Source organism: Gillisia hiemivivida (genome assembly GCF_007997295.1).
In the GTDB taxonomy this organism is placed as follows: domain Bacteria; phylum Bacteroidota; class Bacteroidia; order Flavobacteriales; family Flavobacteriaceae; genus Gillisia; species Gillisia hiemivivida.
The window spans coordinates 1-19,383 of record NZ_VORY01000019.1; the positions used below are offsets into that span (position 1 = coordinate 1).

17 protein-coding genes are annotated in these 19,383 nt (G+C 34.3%); 4 read left to right on the forward strand and 13 right to left on the reverse strand.

Annotated elements, in window-relative coordinates; translation table 11 throughout:
- Positions 1-620 precede the first annotated feature (620 nt).
- Positions 621-986 carry a hypothetical protein gene (locus ES724_RS13140; RefSeq protein ID WP_146933635.1) on the forward strand — a complete coding sequence of 122 codons (366 nt, stop codon included), beginning with the start codon at positions 621-623 and terminating at the stop codon, positions 984-986.
- Positions 987-1,110: 124 nt separating this feature from the next.
- On the opposite strand, the gene ES724_RS13145 is transcribed toward ES724_RS13140, so the two are convergent.
- The 10 genes from ES724_RS13145 to tamL form a co-directional block, all read right to left on the reverse strand.
- On the reverse strand, positions 1,111-2,136 hold the full coding sequence (locus tag ES724_RS13145; RefSeq protein ID WP_146933637.1) for a YpdA family putative bacillithiol disulfide reductase: 1,026 nt from the start codon (positions 2,134-2,136) through the stop codon (positions 1,111-1,113).
- Positions 2,123-2,785 carry a ribulose-phosphate 3-epimerase gene (gene rpe, locus ES724_RS13150; protein WP_146933639.1) on the reverse strand — a complete coding sequence of 221 codons (663 nt, stop codon included), beginning with the start codon at positions 2,783-2,785 and terminating at the stop codon, positions 2,123-2,125. The genes ES724_RS13145 and rpe overlap by 14 nt, the downstream gene beginning before the upstream one ends.
- Positions 2,786-2,844: 59 nt before the next feature.
- Positions 2,845-3,249 carry a BLUF domain-containing protein gene (locus tag ES724_RS13155; RefSeq protein WP_146933641.1) on the reverse strand — a complete coding sequence of 135 codons (405 nt, stop codon included), beginning with the start codon at positions 3,247-3,249 and terminating at the stop codon, positions 2,845-2,847.
- Between the two features lie 440 nt (positions 3,250-3,689).
- Entirely contained in the window at positions 3,690-4,100 is a 411-nt protein-coding gene (locus ES724_RS13160; protein ID WP_146933643.1) for a BLUF domain-containing protein, read from the reverse strand.
- Between the two features lie 219 nt (positions 4,101-4,319).
- Positions 4,320-5,183, reverse strand: a complete 864-nt coding sequence (locus tag ES724_RS13165) for a sigma-70 family RNA polymerase sigma factor (protein WP_010230640.1) — start codon at positions 5,181-5,183, stop codon at positions 4,320-4,322.
- A gap of 283 nt (positions 5,184-5,466) precedes the next feature.
- A complete protein-coding gene (locus ES724_RS13170; RefSeq protein ID WP_146933645.1) occupies positions 5,467-7,707 on the reverse strand; it encodes a polyribonucleotide nucleotidyltransferase in 2,241 nt (746 codons plus the stop codon).
- Between the two features lie 223 nt (positions 7,708-7,930).
- Entirely contained in the window at positions 7,931-8,200 is a 270-nt protein-coding gene (gene rpsO / locus ES724_RS13175; protein ID WP_146933647.1) for a 30S ribosomal protein S15, read from the reverse strand.
- Between the two features lie 136 nt (positions 8,201-8,336).
- The gene (gene accD, locus ES724_RS13180; RefSeq protein ID WP_146933649.1) at positions 8,337-9,194 is read right to left on the reverse strand and encodes an acetyl-CoA carboxylase, carboxyltransferase subunit beta; all 858 of its coding nucleotides are present in this window, start codon (positions 9,192-9,194) and stop codon (positions 8,337-8,339) included.
- 58 nt (positions 9,195-9,252) lie between these two features.
- A complete protein-coding gene (fbaA, locus tag ES724_RS13185) occupies positions 9,253-10,320 on the reverse strand; it encodes a class II fructose-bisphosphate aldolase (protein WP_146933651.1) in 1,068 nt (355 codons plus the stop codon).
- 48 nt (positions 10,321-10,368) lie between these two features.
- Positions 10,369-12,933: a translocation and assembly module lipoprotein TamL gene (gene tamL, locus ES724_RS13190; protein ID WP_146933653.1), complete on the reverse strand. Its 2,565-nt coding sequence runs from the start codon at positions 12,931-12,933 to the stop codon at positions 10,369-10,371.
- A gap of 37 nt (positions 12,934-12,970) precedes the next feature.
- Between tamL and ES724_RS13195 the strand changes: the two genes are divergently transcribed.
- Entirely contained in the window at positions 12,971-13,705 is a 735-nt protein-coding gene (locus tag ES724_RS13195; protein WP_146933655.1) for a TrmH family RNA methyltransferase, read from the forward strand.
- Here the strand turns inward: ES724_RS13195 and porT are convergent.
- Together porT and ubiE are read right to left on the reverse strand one after the other, a co-directional pair.
- A complete protein-coding gene (gene porT, locus ES724_RS13200) occupies positions 13,699-14,406 on the reverse strand; it encodes a type IX secretion/gliding motility protein PorT/SprT (protein WP_146933657.1) in 708 nt (235 codons plus the stop codon). The genes ES724_RS13195 and porT overlap by 7 nt on opposite strands.
- A 4-nt stretch (positions 14,407-14,410) precedes the next feature.
- Complete coding sequence (gene ubiE / locus ES724_RS13205) at positions 14,411-15,139, reverse strand: bifunctional demethylmenaquinone methyltransferase/2-methoxy-6-polyprenyl-1,4-benzoquinol methylase UbiE (RefSeq protein WP_146933658.1); 729 nt, start codon at positions 15,137-15,139, stop codon at positions 14,411-14,413.
- A gap of 134 nt (positions 15,140-15,273) precedes the next feature.
- On the opposite strand from ubiE, the gene trkA reads away from it, so the two are divergent.
- Positions 15,274-16,623: a Trk system potassium transporter TrkA gene (gene trkA / locus ES724_RS13210; RefSeq protein WP_146933660.1), complete on the forward strand. Its 1,350-nt coding sequence runs from the start codon at positions 15,274-15,276 to the stop codon at positions 16,621-16,623.
- A complete protein-coding gene (locus ES724_RS13215; RefSeq protein ID WP_146933662.1) occupies positions 16,623-18,119 on the forward strand; it encodes a TrkH family potassium uptake protein in 1,497 nt (498 codons plus the stop codon). The genes trkA and ES724_RS13215 overlap by 1 nt, the downstream gene beginning before the upstream one ends.
- A 73-nt stretch (positions 18,120-18,192) precedes the next feature.
- Here ES724_RS13215 and ES724_RS13220 read toward each other — a convergent pair whose 3' ends face one another.
- Positions 18,193-19,380, reverse strand: a complete 1,188-nt coding sequence (locus tag ES724_RS13220) for a pyridoxal phosphate-dependent aminotransferase (RefSeq protein WP_146933664.1) — start codon at positions 19,378-19,380, stop codon at positions 18,193-18,195.
- Positions 19,381-19,383 lie beyond the last annotated feature (3 nt).

The following is a 19,383-nucleotide window of genomic DNA, read 5'->3' on the forward strand; positions in this document are numbered from 1 at the left end:
ATCAAAATGATCCACTAAGAATTGTGGCAATACAAGCTTAATTAAATCTAGGTAGTTATCCAAACCTCTTTTTTTGGCAAATATCGAACTACATTTTCAATTCACACACAACTTTTGAGATTGATCCCTTTTTATTAACATTAGTATTGAATTAATTGCCAACCTACTACTGGCATTTTAATGATTACTATCAATTTAAGCTAGCCAAGTTTATGAAGAACTAGTCAAAATGCTAGTAGTTTAATTCACAGCTAAATTAATTGCTCTGCTATTTTTCAATTATCATTTTATTTGCAAATATTATCCATGTGTTGTTAGAACTGCATTTTACATTGTCGGCCATATAGATGAAGGCTTTTGGAAATTATAAAGAAAACCCTGAGAAGAAATTTATTGATAGTTTAATACCTTGAAAACATCAATAGAAAAGGGATCATTTGCTTACTAAGCGAATCATTGTGAAATAACTAAATAACCAACCTGTTTTTCAAATGCTTCAGCCTAAAACTGAGGCATTCGATTTTTGATAATATTAGTAACTTGCGTTAAACCTTCTATAAAATGAATTGATGTTTAAGGGATTAAAGTAAATTTATCTTCTAAATCAAAATTTATAATCTATGACAACCTACTACAACAAGTTCGAAATTGAAGATGCTATGAAAGTAATTGTTGAAGATTATTTGAAAGATTGCATTGAATGTGAAGAATTACCTGAAGACTTTATAGATCTAATTAAGTATAATTTTCTAGCAAAGTATGTGTCTTTTAATAAGGAAGAGAAAGCAATAGAAATTGGGGTGGAAGATACAACTGTAACCGATTCTCATTATCCAGTAATAGAGATTTTCTCTTTTCCAATTGAAAAATCGAATAAATGGTTAGATAATTCTTTTAAATATGAAAATGATGATTTTGCTTTTTATGGAAAATTATTGAATAAAAGAAAATATAACCATAGTGATGTTGAAGTTGTGGTATTGTAAATAACAAAATAAAAACAATTAAAAAAGAGAGAAACTTAAATTTGAGTTTCTCTCTTTTTTAATCCCTTATTGAGGGTTAAATTCCCCGTACTGATAGTTGTCGGGATTCATTGAAATTTTGAAGTTATTTCACTCCCGAACCATCGGAATATACCTCATTGCCCCGAGGTTCTTGATTTGTTTTCGCAATGTCGTCAAGGATCATTTTTGCATGAATTCTGGAATTCTCTATAAACCACTTATGAGTTTCCATTCCTCCACAAATTACTCCCGCCAGATAAATCCCGGGAATATTGGTTTCCATCGTGTTTTCATTATAGGTTGGAATTCTTTTTTCGTCTGGAGAGAGGGATATCCCCATTGATTTTAAAAACTCAAAGTTTGGACGATATCCTGTGAGCAACACGACAAAATCATTTTCTATTCTTATTTGTCCGTCTGGGGTATTAATAAGAACATCTTTTTCGGTAATTTCTTTTATTGCCGAAGAGAAATATGCCTTTACACTACCTTCTTCTACACGATTTATTATATCTGGTCTCACCCAATATTTTACTCGCTCCCCTATAGTTTTTTCTCGTACTACCATAGTAACATCTCCTCCTTTACGGTAGATCTCCAAGGCGGCATCTACTGCAGAATTACTAGCACCCACTACAATGGTTTTTTGAGTTGCATAGTAATGAGGGTCGTTGTAATAATGACTCACTTTTGGGAGATCTTCTCCGAGAATATTTAAATAATTTGGAATGTCATAAAAGCCTGTGGCAACAATTATATTTTTGGATGTATAAGAAGCTTTTGTGGTTGTTACTTTGTGAAGCTTATTTTCCAAGGTTTCTACAGAATTCACTTTTTCAAATAAATGAATATTCAATTCATTGGAAGTCGTGATCCTTCGATAGTATTCTAGAGCTTCAGCTTTATGCGGCTTTGGATTGGTGCTTATAAAAGGTATATTGTCTAATTCTAATTTTTCAGAAGTAGAAAAGAATGTCATATTAGTAGGGTAGTGATAAATGGAATTTACCAAGCATCCTTTTTCTAAAATAACATAGCTTAGTCCATGTTTTTTAGCTTCCAGTGCACAAGCAATTCCAATTGGACCTCCTCCAATGATAATTATGTCTAATGTTTTATGAATTTGCAATTTCCTTAAGTCCTTTAATTGTTTCTATTTGGTTAGAAGCTTTAAACACATAGCTTCCAGCAACCAGAACATCTGCTCCAGCTTTGGTAAGTTTTGCTGCATTTTTATCAGTCACTCCACCATCAACTTCAATAAGTGTTTTGGCACCGGCATTTTCAATGATCGTTTTTAATTGTTTCACTTTATTATAAGTGTTTTCAATAAAACTCTGACCACCAAATCCCGGGTTAACGCTCATTATAAGAACTAGGTCGATATCTTTAATGGTATCTTTCAATAAATCTACATTAGTATGAGGATTTAGAGCAACACCCGCTTTCATTCCTTCAGCTTTAATAGCCTGAATTGTTCTATGAAGATGCGTGCATGCTTCATAATGTACCGTTAGGATATCAGATCCAAGCTCAGCAAATTCTTTGATGTATCTGTCAGGATCTACTATCATTAAGTGAACATCTATAGTTTTCTTTGCGTGTTTTGTGATAGCCTTTAAGATGGGCATCCCGTAAGAAATATTTGGAACAAAAACACCATCCATAATATCAATATGAAACCAGTCAGCTTCACTTTTATTGATCATTTCAAGGTCTCTTTGTAAATTTCCAAAGTCGGCTGCTAATACAGAAGGGGCAATTAATTTTGAGCTCATAAGTATTGGTTGTCGTTATAGTGCGCACAAAAATAGCAAGAAAAATAGGTTCCCTCTTTCTAAATAGGTAAAAAAACCTTCAATATATTTTCTACTGCTATTTGAGCACTCTTCTCCAAAACCTTTGTCTGATTTAAATAATGTTGAAATTTCTCTTGGTCATAATCAGCAGAATCTAAAACAAAATCAGAAGCGTATCCATCATAGGCCTCTTTATGAATATCTTTTCCAAATATCTGTATGATATCATGATGGCGCTTATCTTTTTTTATATCCTCAAATAGTTCAGAAATTTTCTTTTTTTCACCTTCTATAATTTGAAAAAAATTACCCTCAGAAAAAAGCAAAAGACCGGTTACGTCATTTTCGTTATTCCAAGTTTTACTTGAATTCAAAATTCTTTCAATTTCTTTTTTCTCCAAGTCTTTAGAGGCTGTACTTACATAGACTATAGCGTATCTCATCTGTTTATTATTTAGTGAGAGTATAATTTAAGAAAAATAAAAGCGGTAGATTGAGGTTTAGATATTAAAGAATTCTTAAAAAAATAACTCTCATTCAATACTCTGGGTTAATTCATCAATCAAAAACCGTTATTCTGATAGAGATATAGATTATCCTGTTATCATCTCAATGGGAGATTATTCCAGTTAAGTTTTAAAATTTCACTTCTAGAAGTGTGTGCTTGAACCTTCTGTTTTCTGCTAATACTTGATGTCAGAAAAAATGAGAAGAACCAGCTTATCTATGCTATCCATGTGAAACCAAGAAACTTCAGTCTTATTTATCATTTCTCAATCTTGATGGAATTTGGCAAAATCGGCTTCTGGAACTGAAGGAATTAAAAATGTATTTTTCATAAGTATAGTTTGGAATTAATTTCCAAACTAAAACAGTATTATAATTACTTGATACCCTCGGCAAAATTGTTTAAAATATAACGCACAGAACTCTGAATTTTGGGATTCAGTTTTTCAATTTGAGATAAATACATTTCTATATTTTCAGACTGAAAGCGAGTATCTAAGGAAATGAAATCTGATTGATAGTCGTCAAATTTAGTTTCGGATCCTTCTTTTTCGAAAATCACCATAACATTAGTATGTCTTTTATCCTTAATGATCCGTGATAACAGAGATTTTAGAATTTCTTTTTCACCTTCGAGTACCTGGAAAAAATTTCCATCAGAATATAGAAGTATTCCGGTGATACCATGCTCGTTGTTCCAGTTCCTCGTGTATTTAAGTACTTTCAGAATATCATCTTCAGTAAGATTGGAATTTACAGAACTTACATAGCTAATTGCATAACGCATAATTTGAGCATATAGGTTGGGAAAAGAAAATTAATAAAAAAAGCAATCTAATTAATTAAATACAACCTATTTGAAAGCTAAGCTTATAATTTATATAATATTATTAGAAATCATAAAATGAAAAAACCCCGGTCATCACTCCGAGGTTATTCATCAATCAAAAAACGAACAGTTATCCCGATAAGAATCGGGTATACTGTTGTCATCGTTATGGGAAATTTATCCCAAGTATGTTTTTAAGATTTTGCTTCTAGAAGTATGTTTTAATCTTCTAATAGCTTTCTCTTTAATTTGTCTAACTCTCTCACGAGTAAGATCAAATGTTTCTCCTATTTCTTCTAATGTCATTGGGTGTTGATCACCAAGACCAAAATACAATCTAATAACATCGGCCTCACGAGGAGTAAGCGTTTCTAAAGCGCGTTCTATTTCTGTTCTAAGAGATTCATGTAATAATTCTCTATCCGGATTAGGAGACTCCCCAGAACGTAAAACGTCATACAGGTTAGAGTCTTCACCTTCTACCAAAGGAGCGTCCATAGATACGTGACGGCCAGAATTTTTCATAGATTCCTTCACGTCATTAATAGTCATATCCAATTCCTTTGCAATTTCTTCAGCACTTGGTGGGCGCTCATGAGATTGTTCAAGAAAAGCAAATGTTTTATTGATCTTGTTTATAGAACCAATTTTATTCAATGGCAAACGTACAATACGAGATTGCTCTGCCAATGCTTGCAGGATAGATTGTCTAATCCACCATACTGCGTAGGATATAAATTTAAAACCACGAGTTTCATCAAAACGTTTCGCAGCTTTAATTAATCCTAAATTTCCTTCGTTAATAAGATCGGGAAGAGTTAATCCCTGATTTTGATATTGCTTTGCTACCGAAACCACAAAACGCAAGTTAGCTTTTGTTAATTTCTCTAGTGCACGGTCATCACCCGCTTTAATTTTTTGTGCTAATTCTACCTCTTCTTCAGCAGTAATTAAGTCTACTTTACCAATTTCTTGCAAATACTTATCTAGCGAAGCGGTTTCTCTGTTAGTTACCTGCTTCGTAATTTTAAGTTGTCTCATCTATCTTCTCCCTGGATTTTTAATTGTGAATAGCTCTTGTATTAGTTTATACGTAAGAATTCATTAAAATGTTACAAAAGTCCTACTAATTCTTTTTGGGCGCTCCCCCTCAATCCATAAAAAATGGATTTCGCGGTCGGGCTTTTCGCTCCAAGGCCTCACTCCCTTTGGTCGCTGCGGGCTTTTCGCTGCAATCCCTAACGCAAATACATTTATTTAAAAATTTGCACAAAAAAAGAGGCCGATTTTTCAATCGACCTCTTTAAACTAGTATTCAAACAGCTTAATCTCTATTTTCTCTAGGCTTGCGATCTCTATCATCGCGTCCTCTGGAATCTCTAGATCCTCTGTTATCACGACCTCTGTCGTTATTTTCTCTTGGCTTAGGTGCAACATAACCTTCTGGCTTGTCCATCAGGGCCTTACGAGAAACTTTATCTTTACGCGTACGTTTGTCTAGGCCAAAGTATTTTACATCAAACTTATCACCCATGTTTACAACATCACTTACGTTTTCTGTACGTTCCCAAGCTAACTCAGATACGTGTAATAATACCTCGTTTCCTGGTGCATCCAAATATTCAACAACAGCACCAAAATCTAACATCTTGATTACTTTTACTTCATATACAGATCCCACTTCTGGCTTAAAGGTTATAGAATCAATCTTCGCTAAGACTTTATCGATTCCTTCTCGTCCTGTTCCCAAAATTTCAACAATACCTTCTTCGGTTACTGGATCTTCGTTAATAACGATGGTACATCCAGTTTCTTTTTGAAGTTCTTGAATAACTTTTCCTCCTGGCCCAATTAATGCACCAATAAATTCATTTTTAATACGAACGGAAACCATTTTTGGAGCATATTCTTTCACATCTTCTCTAGGCTTAGCGATAGTGTCAGTCAATTTCTCAAGAATGTGTAAACGACCTTCTCTTGCTTGCTTTAATGCACTCACAAGAATCTCGTAACCTAATCCTTTAACTTTAATATCCATCTGGCAAGCGGTAATTCCATCTGCCGTTCCAGTTACTTTAAAGTCCATATCTCCCAAGTGATCTTCATCACCAAGAATATCAGATAATACAGCATATTTTCCAGATTTAGCATCAGAAATTAATCCCATTGCAATCCCAGAAACTGGTTTCTTCATCTGTATCCCTGCATCCATCATTGCCATTGTTCCAGCGCAAACAGTTGCCATAGAAGAAGAACCGTTGGATTCTAGAACTTCAGAAACTATACGTACTGTGTAAGGACAATCATCTGGTACCATTCCTTTTAATCCGCGTTGAGCCAAGTTACCGTGACCAACTTCTCTACGAGATGTTCCACGAATAGGTCGTGCTTCACCTGTACAGAAAGGAGGGAAGTTATAGTGAAGATAGAAACTCTCTTCTCCCTCATAAGATGGCATATCAATTTTATTTGCCTCTCTAGAAGTCCCTAAAGTTACTGTAGCCAACGCCTGAGTTTCTCCACGTGTGAAGATTGCAGATCCGTGAACAGAAGGTAAATAATCAATCTCACACCAGATATCACGTACTTCGTCAGTCTTACGACCGTCTAAACGTAAGCCTTCGTTAAGTGTAAGGTCACGAACTGCAGCTTTTTCAGCTTTGCGATAGTAGTCAGAGACTAAGCCACCATATTCTTCTAATTCCTCTTCAGAGAATGATGCTTTTACTTCGTCTTTAATGTTAGCGAATGCGGTTGTACGTTCTTGCTTAGAAGAACCAGCTTTTGCAACAGCATAGACTTTATCATAAGCCATGTCATGAACTTTCTTCGCTAAACTTTCATTTTCAACAGCGCGGTCATACTCACGTACTTCTTTTCTTCCGAATGCATCAGCTAAACGGTGTTGTGCCTCAATCTGAAGTTTTATAGCTTCATGGGCGAACTTAATGGCTTCTGTCATTTCCTCTTCAGAAATTTCGTCCATTTCACCTTCCACCATCATCACAGAATCAGCCGAAGCTCCAATCATCATATCAATGTCAGATTCTGCTAACTGTGCTCTAGTTGGGTTGATTACAAACTCACCATTTACACGTCCTACTCTTGCTTCAGAGATAGCACATTCAAAAGGGAAATCTGATAATTGGATTGCTGCAGAAGCGGCAAGACCTGCCATAGCATCTGGCATCACGTCTTCATCATGAGACATTAACTGAATCATTACTTGTGTTTCAGCGCTGTAATCTTTCGGGAATAATGGACGTAGTACACGATCCACTAAACGCATTGTTAAAACTTCACCATCACTAGGGCGTGCTTCTCTTTTAAAGAAACCACCTGGGTAACGTCCTGCTGCTGCAAATTTTTCACGGTAATCTACCGTTAATGGTAAGAATGGCAAATCCTTTTGCTCGTAGTTAGAAACTACAGTGCAAAGCATCATACATTTTCCAGACTGAACCACTACGGATCCGTGTGCCTGTTTTGCTAATTTTCCGGTTTCGATAGAAATTTCTCTACCATCCCCAAGATCGATAACCTCTTTAAAAACTTTTGGTATCATATTGTTTTTTTTCAATTCCAATTTGCATGAATGCAAATCGTGTGTTATACAATGGTCTTCGTCTTTCTGGACGAACAAGTTGTGTTGTTGTGTGGTTGTTGTGTGACCAATGAAAAACTACTCTTCGACTTTGCTAAGAGTAAAATTTTAAAATAATTCTAAAGACAGTGAGAAGTTATGTTAATACGAATAAAAAAAAGGGAGCATAAAGCTCCCTTGAAAATTATTTTCTTAATCCTAATTCTTTTACGATAGCACGGTATCTTAAGATATCTTTCTTCATTAAATAATCAAGTAGATTTCTTCTTTTCCCTACCAATCTTACAAGAGATCGCTCAGTATTATAATCTTTACGATTTGTTTTTAAATGTCCAGAAAGGTGTGAAATACGTTGTGTGAATAATGCGATTTGACCTTCTGCGGATCCAGTGTTTTTGGCACTATTTCCATGCTTTTTAAAAAGCTCTTGCTTTTCTTCCTTAGTTAAATACATTCCAATATTAATTTTAATGATTTTTATGTACAGACAGTATTTCTGTCAAGCCGCAAATATACTATATTTTTATTAAAAGTTATAGAAGTGAAATCATTTATTAATCAAGCAATTGGAATTACTAAAACATCCTAATTTAACTTCTAACTGGCTGATTTAAAATTAAGTCCAAATATAAATTCACTCTATCTTTTAATTCAGATCTTGGGGTAATGAAGTCCAAAAACCCATGATCTTTTAGATACTCTGCAGTCTGAAAATCCTTTGGTAGATCTTGCCCTGTGGTATCTTTTACAATTCTTGGTCCTGCAAATCCAATAAGCGCTCCGGGTTCAGAAATATTAATATCTCCTAACATTGCGAAAGAGGCTGTAGTTCCTCCTGTAGTTGGATCTGTACATAAAGAAATATAAGGAATATTAGCATCTGCCAATTGAGCTAATTTCACAGATGTTTTTGCCATTTGCATTAAAGATAAAGCAGCTTCCATCATTCTTGCACCTCCAGATTTCGAGATGATCATGAATGGAATATTATTTATTAAGGCGTGATTTGCTGCTCGGGCAATTTTTTCACCTACTACAGAACCCATAGATCCCCCTATAAAACTAAAGTCCATACAGGCAACTACTAGTTCATTACCTTTAGACTTTCCAACTGCGGTTCTTACAGCATCTGTAAGTCCAGTTTTTTCTTGCGCAGCTTTTAATCTCTCGGTATATTTTTTAGTGTCCGTAAATTTTAATGGATCTTTAGATTCTATATTTTTATCAAGCTCTTTGAATTTGTTGTCGTCAAAAAGAATTTTGAAATATTCTTTGCTTCCAATTCTAACATGATATCCATCTTCTGGGCTTACATAGAAATTTTTCTCTAATTGGTCCGCATCTACTATCTTCCCTGTAGGTGATTTATACCATAAACCTTTTGGTACATCTTTCTTGTCTTCAGTGGCAGTTTGAATTCCTTTTTGTGTTCTTTTAAACCAAGCCATAATTTATGTTCTAATTAAAAAACTGAAATAATTATTAATTATTTCAGTTTTCGTTTTATTAAAGTGTATTTACGTTATTAAGGTCTTCAAATGCTTGTTTAAGTCTATTCTTAAAAGTGACTTCTCCGGAACGTAACCAAACTCTTGGGTCGTAATATTTCTTATTAGGCACTTCTGCTCCGTCAGGATTTCCGATTTGGGCTTTCAAATATTCTTTTTTGTCTCCCATATAATCACGAATTCCTTCAGCATACGCATATTGAAGATCGGTGTCAATATTCATTTTTATAACTCCATAACCAATAGCTTCTCTAATTTCTTCTACGGAAGATCCACTTCCACCGTGAAAAACAAAATCTATATGATTATCTCCTAATCCATGCTTCTTACTTAGATATTCTTGAGAATTCTTAAGAATTTTTGGAGTTAGTTTTACATTCCCTGGTTTGTAAACTCCATGCACATTTCCAAAGGCTGCAGCAATAGTAAATTGATCACTCACTTTGCTCAGCTCTTCAAAAGCATAAGCTACTTCTTCGGGTTGTGTGTATAATTTAGAATCATCTACATCGGTGTTGTCCACTCCATCTTCTTCACCTCCTGTGATCCCTAATTCAATTTCAAGGGTCATTCCCATCTTACTCATTCTCTCTAAGTACGTTTTGCAGATCTCGATGTTCTCTTCTAAAGATTCTTCAGAAAGATCAATCATATGAGAACTGTACAATGGTTTTCCATGCTCCTTGAAAAATTTCTCTCCTGCATCCAAAAGTCCATCTATCCAAGGCAATAATTTTTTAGCGCAATGATCTGTATGTAAGATCACGGTTGCTCCATAGGCCTTTGCAAGCTCGTGGATGTGTAAAGCTCCTGCAACCCCACCAGCAATAGCTGCTTTTTGATTTTCATTAGAAAGTCCTTTCCCTGCATTAAACTGTGAACCTCCATTTGAGAACTGAATAATAACCGGAGAGTTTAGATCTGCTGCAGTTTCCATAACGGCATTTATGGTGCTAGAACCAACCACATTTACTGCGGGAAGAGCAAATCCTTTTTCTTTTGCATACTTAAAAATTTCCTGCACTTCCTTTCCAGTAGCAACCCCTGGTTTTATATTATGACTCATATCAAATAGTTTAAATTAAGATTTACAAAAATAAGAAAATTAGTTTGTTTAGAACGGATAATTGATGCCTACGTTATAAACAGCATGGGATAGATTGTAATCTTTAAACCATCTAGCACCCAGAGCTCTTGACGGATCATAAGTTTTAAGACCAACATCGAATCGCAAAACGAAAAAATTGAAATCGTATCTCAAGCCAGCTCCAGAACCAATCGCAATATCTTTAAGATCTGATAAAGAAGTGAAAGTGGCGGCAGGATCTTCCACGATATCCAGCACATTCCAGATGTTTCCAACATCTATAAAAAATGCACTATTTAAGGCTCCAAAAAGATTATATCTATACTCTGCATTAAACGCCAATTTTAAATTAGCTTCATTAAATTCGTTTTTTCCTCCAGTACTACCTGGGCCCAGGTCATAGGCTTGCCAAGCTCTGTTATCATTAGGTCCTCCTGCGAAAAAACTTCTAATAAATGGTATACTATTCGCGTTTCCATAAGGAATGGCAATACCTGAAAATGCTCTTATTGCAAAAATATTTTTGTTTCCCCAATCCCAATGTTTTATATAGTCTATTTCAGTTTTAACGTATTGTGAATAATTTACTCCCAAGACATCGTATCTACCCTGATCATCTTTTTTTGCCCCTGTTAGACTTGAAAAAGCAGCTAGAAAATTTCCTGCAGTTTCAATCTTAAACCGAAATCGCGAAAAATCATCGTCATACAAATTCTCTTTGTTGTTACTTACATAAGTGAAATTTGATCCAAAAATCAAATTATTTTCTGTTAGTCTATTTTTGCGCTCGCTTATATTATTAACTAATTGTCTTTGATCTGTTGAAACCCCAGAGGTATTAGGATCGTTTTGGATTACATCACTAATAAAATTTTCTGCACCAGTAGGAATAATTAATCTCCCGTTTTCATTAATATAGCTCGGGTTTGTAACTACATCTCCTGATTGAACAATTTCATTTAGGTTATTATAGGAATTCTGATATACATTAAAATAATTGTCTGTATTTAAATTTCGAACATATTGAATGTTCAAAAGATCTAGTTTATGTGAAAGTATCTTCGAAGGATTCCATTTGTAATTTAGAATACCGTTTAAGTTACGTTTGTCTAATCCTATATTATTCTGCGTGCTAATTCCTAAACTTAATGTTGTAAACGGAGACATGTACTTTGGAATAAATTTCTCTGTATTAAAAGGCATGAAAATCCGGGGAAAAATAAGCTTGATATCTGCACCAATTTCAGAAATATTGAAGAACTGATCCTGCGAGCTTCCTCTAGCAGCATCTGAAGAAGATCCAACACTTCCTCTAGCTGAAATTTCAAAATTTTCGGCACCCTTAAAAACATTTCGTATTAAAAGCGAACCTCCAAAGCCGACTCCAAAATCTTGGATATTACTTTGAGAAATATCAAAATCGAATCCTAAGGAATATTTAGGCTGCGGACTCAAAAAGATATTTGCTATCAAATCGGTGTTTGTGGTATCAGTAGGATCTAATGAGTATTCAATATTAGGATATTTAAATACTCGTAATGAACTCATTCTGTTATAAGTTCGGGTTCTGTCTGTATCTTTAAAAATCTCTCCAGGTTTTATAAAAATGGCATCTGTAATAGCACGAGGTTTATATTCAAGCTCATCAAAACTATAAATATTATAGCCTTTATAGTTAGCGCTATCGGTTACAGGTTTATAACGGTTATTAAAAGTGTAATCTGTAAATACATTTACTTTACTTATGGTGTGTATTTTAAAAGGGACCCTTGCTGTGGTATCCCCTTGAGTAACTTGTCTGTTATTAATTATAACTGTGGCATTTACCTTATGTTTAGTTCCTACAGTATCAGCCTCAAAACTTATATATTCTTGATCGAAATAGTAAACACCATTATTTCTGAATAATCTGGACAATCGATCCCTTTCCGCATTAAAATCCAAGGTTTTATATTGTACGCCCGAAGTGATTAAGGAACTGGCTGAATATGCATTGTAAATGGAATCTATTACTACAGAACCGATTCTTTGATTGATGGAATCTACAATATAGGGCTCATAGGAAGTGACAAAATAATCTATTTCTCCTCTTTTGTTTTCTTGAGGTTTTATCTCATAATCTATTTCAGCATCAAACCATCCATTATTAAAATACCAAGCTTGAAGTCTGTTTTTAGATTTTTTGGTTAATTCTTCTTCTATAATTACAGGTGCTTCTCCTGTTTTTTTGATCCAATTATTTAGGCCTACGTATGATTCTTCAATGTTATTCACCTGTTTTTGAGAATAAATATTCTCTAATCGCTTAATTCTATTTGGTTTTTTCTGAAGCCAATTTTGGAAAACTGAATCTGGATTTTTTTTAGCAAGATTATAAAAATGAAGCTTTATTGGTGAGCCTAATAGCTTTGCATTAGGCTCCTGGTATACTTGGTTGTAAATTCTAGATTCCTTGATTTTTTCACCATTAAGAAAAATGGTGTTTTCCGTAAGTAGTAATTCGTCGTTTTTAACTCTTTTTACAGCATCACAAGAAATGAAAAATGCCAAGGTTAAAAATAATAACGATATTTTTGCAGGATAGCGTTTCAATAAAGCTGAATTAAGGATTCAAAAATACATTAATTGCATGGTTAGCAAAAGCCAAATTAAGTTAATAACAAGTCTTGAGCAAAAAAAACATCGAACCAAAATGGGTCTGTTTGTTGTTGAAGGAAAAAAAGGAATTGAGGAGGTTTTAGGATCAAATTTCGAATTGCATTCTCTCTTTACTACACAAGATATTTTTAACGCCCCTCAAGACAAAACGCATCTAATATCTGAAGCTGAATTAAAGAAAATAAGCCGATTAAAAACCGCGCAAATAGGTTTGGCTGTTTTTGAAATTCCAGTTCAAACTGAAATAAAATTAGACGGATTGGTTATTGCTTTAGACGGGGTAAGGGATCCAGGAAATTTGGGAACTATAATTAGACTTTGTGATTGGTTCGGGGTGCAAACCTTGTTGTGTTCTTTAGATACAGTAGATTGTTACAATTCTAAAGTGGTTCAAGCTAGCATGGGAAGTATTACACGAGTAAAGATTGATTATGTAGACTTGCCATTATTTTTGAAGGAAAATAATTCCCATCTTAAAGCAGGAACTTTTCTTGAAGGTGAGAATTTATTTGTTTCAGAAATACCTAAAGACTCTATTCTTATTTTAGGAAATGAGGCCAAGGGGATTTCAGAAGGCATTGAGAAGTTAGTGGAAAAGAAAATTAATATTCCTCAATTCAGCAATGTAAAAAACACAGAGAGTTTAAATGTTGCAACAGCAACTGCTATTTTATTAAGTGAATTTAGACGGAAGGAAAATTATTGAAAAGTAAAATTTAAAAATATACCTCTCGTTCTCATTTGTTCCACATTACCTGTATATATACTATTTGGATCTGCATCTCTAACCAATTCATCATTTATAGCAAACACTCCTCTTAGCGAAGGTGAAAATTTGAAATATGGCAAATATAGATCTAACCCAACACCAAATTCATAATAAAATGTATTGGTTTTCATTCTAAACTGGCCAACACTATTATCATCTGGATTATTTTCGTTACTAGATAAATTTAATGAAGTAGAAGCCCCTGCTAATACAAATGGCCTAAAATTGTTGAGTCTGTCCGCAGAAAATTTAATCAATAAAGGGATATGTACATAGGTTGAATTGATCTCCCGGATAGTATTTTGATCGGCTTTTGTAACTTGAAAATTTCGGGTATTAAAGGTGACACCAGGTTCTAAACGAAGATCGAAATTATGGTTTAGTTTTAAGCTTCCAACTAAACCCACATTAAACCCAATTGTTTGTTCAATATCAAAATCTTTTCCTAAAACAGGACTCGGATTATATTTTTTATAATCAAAATCAAAATCGTAGGTATTAAAGCCCAAGTAGTATCCCCAAGACCATCTCTTGTTGTCTATGTTTTCTTGATTAATAATGCTTTCTCCTGAAAAGAACTGGGCATTCGCTTGAGCACAGAACAAACAAAGCCCTAAAATGGCAACAATTTTTTTCATATAATTATTTAGAAGCAGTGTATATAGTTGCGACACCAAATGTTTGAGGTTTATCATCTATATCTATAAACCCAATTTTACTTAAAATATTGTTGAACTTTGCTCCATATGGAAAAACTGCTGCACTTTCACTTAAATAAGAGTAGGCTGCTTTGTCCTTCGAAAATAATTTTCCAATCACTGGTAACAATTTCGAGGAATAAAATTTATAACCTTGTTTGTAGGGGAATTTGGTAGGTACAGAGGTTTCCAAAACTACAAAAATTCCATTAGGTTTTAAAACCCGATAAATCTCTGAAAGTCCTTTTTCTAAATTTTCAAAATTTCTAACCCCAAATGCTACAGTAATAGCATCAAAAGTTCCGTCTTCGAAAGGAAGGGCTTCAGAATCTGCTTGAACCATTTTTATTTTTTCAGAAAGATGCTTAGCTCCAATCTTTTTTCTTCCTACTTCCAGCATTCCTTCAGAAATATCTAATCCAATTATATCTTTAGCGCCCGTTTCTACTAAGTTAATAGCCAAATCTCCAGTTCCAGTAGCAATGTCAAGAATATTTTCTGGATTTCTTTCCTTTATTAAGTCAACAACTTTTTTGCGCCATTTAATATCTATACCAAAAGAAATAACACGATTAAGTCCGTCGTAATTTTCAGAAATATTATCAAACATTTGAGTTACCTGCTCTTTTTTGTTAAGCGAAGAATCTTTGTAGGGCGTTACTTTTTTATCCATCAGAAAAATTTGATTCAAAGATAGGGGATATCCAATAAAAGAGTTGATAAGATTGTATAATTATTAAGAAACTACCTAAAAACAGTTGTATAAAATAACTTATCTTTGATTTTTCATATAACTGGAATACAAGTATGAAGATTATTATTGCCGGAGCTGGAGAAGTTGGATTTCATCTGGCAAAACTCCTATCCTACGAATCTCAAGATATTACCCTTATAGATAATAATAGGAATAATTTAGTATATGCAGATACTCATCTGGATATACGCACTTTAAAAGGTGATGCTACTTCAATTCATATTTTAAAAGAAGCTCAAGTAAAAAATGTAGATCTTGTGATTGGTGTGACTTCTAGTGAAGCTACAAATATTACGGTTTGTGTTTTGGCAAAGCAACTTGGAGCAAAACGTACAATTGCCCGTATTTCTAATACTGAGTTTTTAGATTATAAAAAGGAGATTGGATTTGATAAATTTGGAATAGATGAGCTAATTTCACCAGAAGCACTTGCCGCTCGTGAGATTGCGTTATTGTTAAATCAATCTGCATTTGATGATAGTTATGAATTTGAAGATGGCGCTTTAACTATGATAGGTCTTAGCCTTTCTAGAACCGCTACTTTTGTAGGTAAAACAGTGAAAGAAGCAGCTAAAATTTTCCCCCAACTTCACTTTGTTCCAATTGCAATTCAGCGGTTTGGAACTCAATATACGCTTATACCAAGAGGAGATACCCAGTTTAAAGAAGGCGATCAAGTTTATTTTATTACTGTTGCTAGTGGTGTAGATGAGCTTTATAAGCTTACAGGGAAGGTAAAGCAAACAATTAAAAATGTAATGATTCTTGGTGGAAGCAAAATCGGAAAGAAAACAGCTTTAGATCTATCCTTAAACAATTTCAACGTTAAATTGATAGAAAATAATCGTGAAAAAGCCTTTGATCTTGCAGATGAGCTACCTAATACTTTGGTTATAAATAGCGATGGTAGAAATGTAGAGCTTTTAGAAGAAGAGAATATTCATGATATGGATGCTTTTATAGCGGTAACAGGTAATTCTGAAACCAACATCATGTCTTGCCTTGTAGCCAAATCGAAAAGTGTTAAAAAGACTATTGCTTTGGTAGAAAATATGGATTATTTTCAATTAAGCCATTCTATTGGGATAGATACACTAATTAATAAAAAACTTTTAGCAGCAAATAATATTTTCAGATTTATAAGAAAAGGAGAAGTGGTAGCTATGACCAAGCTCAATAATATGAATGCTGAATTATTAGAGTTTATAGTGAAGCAAACTTCTGAAGTTTGCGACAAAAAAATAAAAGATTTAGATTTTCCTAGATCTGCAATTATTGGAGGAATTATCCGTGATGGCGAAGGAATAATTGCTTTAGGAGATTTCATGATTCTCGCTGGCGATAGAATTGTAGTATGCTGCTTACCAAGATCTATAAATAAAGTCGAAAAACTTTTTCTATAATGCCTAAAATGAATTATAAAATCATCTCGCACATTATGGGGTTACTCCTTTTGTGCAATGGTGGGTTTATGCTATTGGCTGTAGTTGTAAGTTGGTATTATGAAGATGGAGTTGCCATGCAAATCTCATCGGCTGCATTACTTACTATGTTTGTAGGAACTGTTCTCATGTTTTTTACGAGAGGGCATAGAAAAGAAATCAAAAAAAGAGAAGGATATATTGTTGTTACTTTTGGCTGGATTTTTATGGCTTTAAGTGGATCACTACCATATATTTTTTCTGAAGCAATCCCAGATTTCACCAATGCTTTTTTCGAAACAATGTCTGGGTATACTACTACAGGTGCAACCATTATTAAGGATATTGAATCTATTCCAAAAGGAATTTTATTTTGGAGAAGCCTTACACATTGGATAGGGGGAATGGGGATTATTGTGTTAGCCATTGCGATCCTGCCATTATTAGGTATAGGAGGGATGCAGCTTTTTTCTGCGGAAGCACCAGGTCCAAGTGCCGATAAGTTAAAGCCGCGTATTACCGATACAGCAAAGAGATTATGGCTTATTTATTTCTTATATACAGTAGCCGAAACAATATTACTTAAGGTAGCAGGGATGAGCTTCTTTGATGCAATTAATCATTCTTTGAGCACGCTTTCTACCGGAGGTTTTTCAACTAAAAATGCTAGCCTTGCCTATTGGAATAACCAGCCCATTATTCAGTATATAATTATAGTTTTTATGTTCTTGGCGGGTTCTAATTTCGTTTTGAGTTATTTCAGTTTTAAAGGGAAATTTCAGAAAGTGTTGCATGACGATGAGTTTAAATGGTATTGCATCTTTATCGCTACATGTACTTTTGTTGCTTCATTGATTATTTATTATCAGGCAGATGTTTCTCTATCTTCTATAGCTCACCCAATGGTTTGGGGTGAGGGAGAAAGTGCTTTTAGACATTCCTTGTTTCAGGTACTTACGATCATTACTACTACAGGATTTATTAGTGCAGATTATACATTATGGACTCCATTTTTAACTGTAATGTTCTTTGGGTTAATGTTTTTAGGTGGCTCAGCGGGATCTACTGCGGGTGGGGTAAAGGTAATGCGTCACTTGATTTTAATAAGGAATGGAGTCACAGAATTTAAGCGTAGTCTGCACCCAAATGCTATATTGCCGGTTCGTTATAATAAGAGATCTATAAAACAGGAAATTGTGTTTAATATCCTTGGATTTTTTATTCTATATATGTTATCCTTTATAATTGGAGCTTTGGTATTTGCTTTTATGGGAATAGATTTTATGACGGCAATTGGAGGTGCGGCATCTTCTTTGGGTAATATTGGCCCTGCACTTGGAGGACTTGGACCTGTTAATAATTATGACATTTTACCAGCTGCGGGAAAGTGGTGGTCGGCTTTTTTGATGCTTATTGGTAGACTGGAATTGTTTACAGTCTTAATATTATTAACTCCATTTTTCTGGAGAAATAGATAAAAACAACAAAAATAAAACGTAAAAAAAAGCTCCGTATTTCTATGGAGCTTTTTTGATTAATATACTCTTAGCTTTAAGAAACAGCTTCTTTAATTCTTTTTAAAGCTTCTGTTATCTGATCTTCACTTGCGGCATAGGATATTCGAATACAATTTGGATTTCCAAAAGCATCTCCTGTAACCGTTGCTACTAATGCTTCTTCTAGCAGAAACATAGAAAAATCTGTTGCGTTATTTATCTTATGACCTTTTAATGTTTTTCCGAAGAAATAAGAAATGTTTGGAAACACATAAAAAGCACCTTCAGGTTCTGGTGTTTTAAAACCTTTAATAGTGTCCATTAGTGATATAATTAATTTACGACGTTCCTTGAAGGTGTCTACCATAAATTTAATTTCACTCACAGGAGCAAGTAATGCTGTAATTACAGCTCGTTGAGCAATACAGTTCGCACCACTTGTAATTTGTCCTTGCATTTTATTGCAAGCTCTTGCAATCCATTCTGGTGCTCCAATGTAACCAATTCTCCAGCCTGTCATGGCGAAGGCTTTAGAAACTCCATTGACAGTGACGGTACGATCATACATATCAGGAAAATCTGCCATAGACGCATGCTCACCTACAAAATTTATATGTTCATAAATTTCATCACTTAAAATAATAATATTTGGATAATCTACAAGTACATCTGCCAAGGCTCTTAACTCTTGCTTGCTATATACCATTCCACTTGGATTACAAGGAGAACTGTACCAGATCATTTTAGTTTTAGGAGTGATTGAATCTCTCAGTTGCTGAGGCGTAATTTTAAAATTACTCTCTACAGTAGTTGGAACTTCTACAGGGACACCTTCTGCAAGTTTCACTATTTCAGCATAGCTTACCCAGTAAGGGCATGGTAAAAGGACTTCATCTCCTGGATTCAGCAATACCATAGCAGCATTTGCTAAGGATTGTTTGGCACCGGTAGATACTACAATCTGTGCTCTATTATAAGTAAGATTGTTATCTCTTTTAAATTTAGTGATAATGGCGTCCTTCAACTCTACATAACCATCTACAGGAGTGTAGCTATTATAATTATCATTGATTGCCTGAATTGCGGCATCTTTAATAAAATCGGGTGTATTGAAGTCCGGCTCACCTAGACTTAATCCAATTATATCTTTCCCTTCCTCTCTCAGTTCTCTGGTTTTTGCTGCCATAGCCAAGGTTTGAGATGTTGCCAAATTATTAATACGGTCAGATAAATGTTTTTGCATAAA

What these genes read in the sequence shown, in the direction of transcription:
- rpsO (WP_146933647.1), bottom strand. Translation starts at nt 8,200, where the DNA reads ATGTATTTAACTAAGGAAGAAAAGCAAGAGCTTTTTAAAAAGCATGGA.
- ubiE (WP_146933658.1), bottom strand. Translation starts at nt 15,139, where the DNA reads ATGGATAAAAAAGTAACGCCCTACAAAGATTCTTCGCTTAACAAAAAA.
- ES724_RS13155 (WP_146933641.1), bottom strand. Translation starts at nt 3,249, where the DNA reads ATGAGATACGCTATAGTCTATGTAAGTACAGCCTCTAAAGACTTGGAG.
- rpe (WP_146933639.1), bottom strand. Translation starts at nt 2,785, where the DNA reads ATGAGCTCAAAATTAATTGCCCCTTCTGTATTAGCAGCCGACTTTGGA.
- ES724_RS13140 (WP_146933635.1), top strand. Translation starts at nt 621, where the DNA reads ATGACAACCTACTACAACAAGTTCGAAATTGAAGATGCTATGAAAGTA.
- ES724_RS13215 (WP_146933662.1), top strand. Translation starts at nt 16,623, where the DNA reads ATGCCTAAAATGAATTATAAAATCATCTCGCACATTATGGGGTTACTC.
- porT (WP_146933657.1), bottom strand. Translation starts at nt 14,406, where the DNA reads ATGAAAAAAATTGTTGCCATTTTAGGGCTTTGTTTGTTCTGTGCTCAA.
- ES724_RS13170 (WP_146933645.1), bottom strand. Translation starts at nt 7,707, where the DNA reads ATGATACCAAAAGTTTTTAAAGAGGTTATCGATCTTGGGGATGGTAGA.
- fbaA (WP_146933651.1), bottom strand. Translation starts at nt 10,320, where the DNA reads ATGAGTCATAATATAAAACCAGGGGTTGCTACTGGAAAGGAAGTGCAG.
- ES724_RS13220 (WP_146933664.1), bottom strand. Translation starts at nt 19,380, where the DNA reads ATGCAAAAACATTTATCTGACCGTATTAATAATTTGGCAACATCTCAA.
- trkA (WP_146933660.1), top strand. Translation starts at nt 15,274, where the DNA reads ATGAAGATTATTATTGCCGGAGCTGGAGAAGTTGGATTTCATCTGGCA.
- ES724_RS13165 (WP_010230640.1), bottom strand. Translation starts at nt 5,183, where the DNA reads ATGAGACAACTTAAAATTACGAAGCAGGTAACTAACAGAGAAACCGCT.
- ES724_RS13195 (WP_146933655.1), top strand. Translation starts at nt 12,971, where the DNA reads ATGGTTAGCAAAAGCCAAATTAAGTTAATAACAAGTCTTGAGCAAAAA.
- accD (WP_146933649.1), bottom strand. Translation starts at nt 9,194, where the DNA reads ATGGCTTGGTTTAAAAGAACACAAAAAGGAATTCAAACTGCCACTGAA.
- ES724_RS13160 (WP_146933643.1), bottom strand. Translation starts at nt 4,100, where the DNA reads ATGCGTTATGCAATTAGCTATGTAAGTTCTGTAAATTCCAATCTTACT.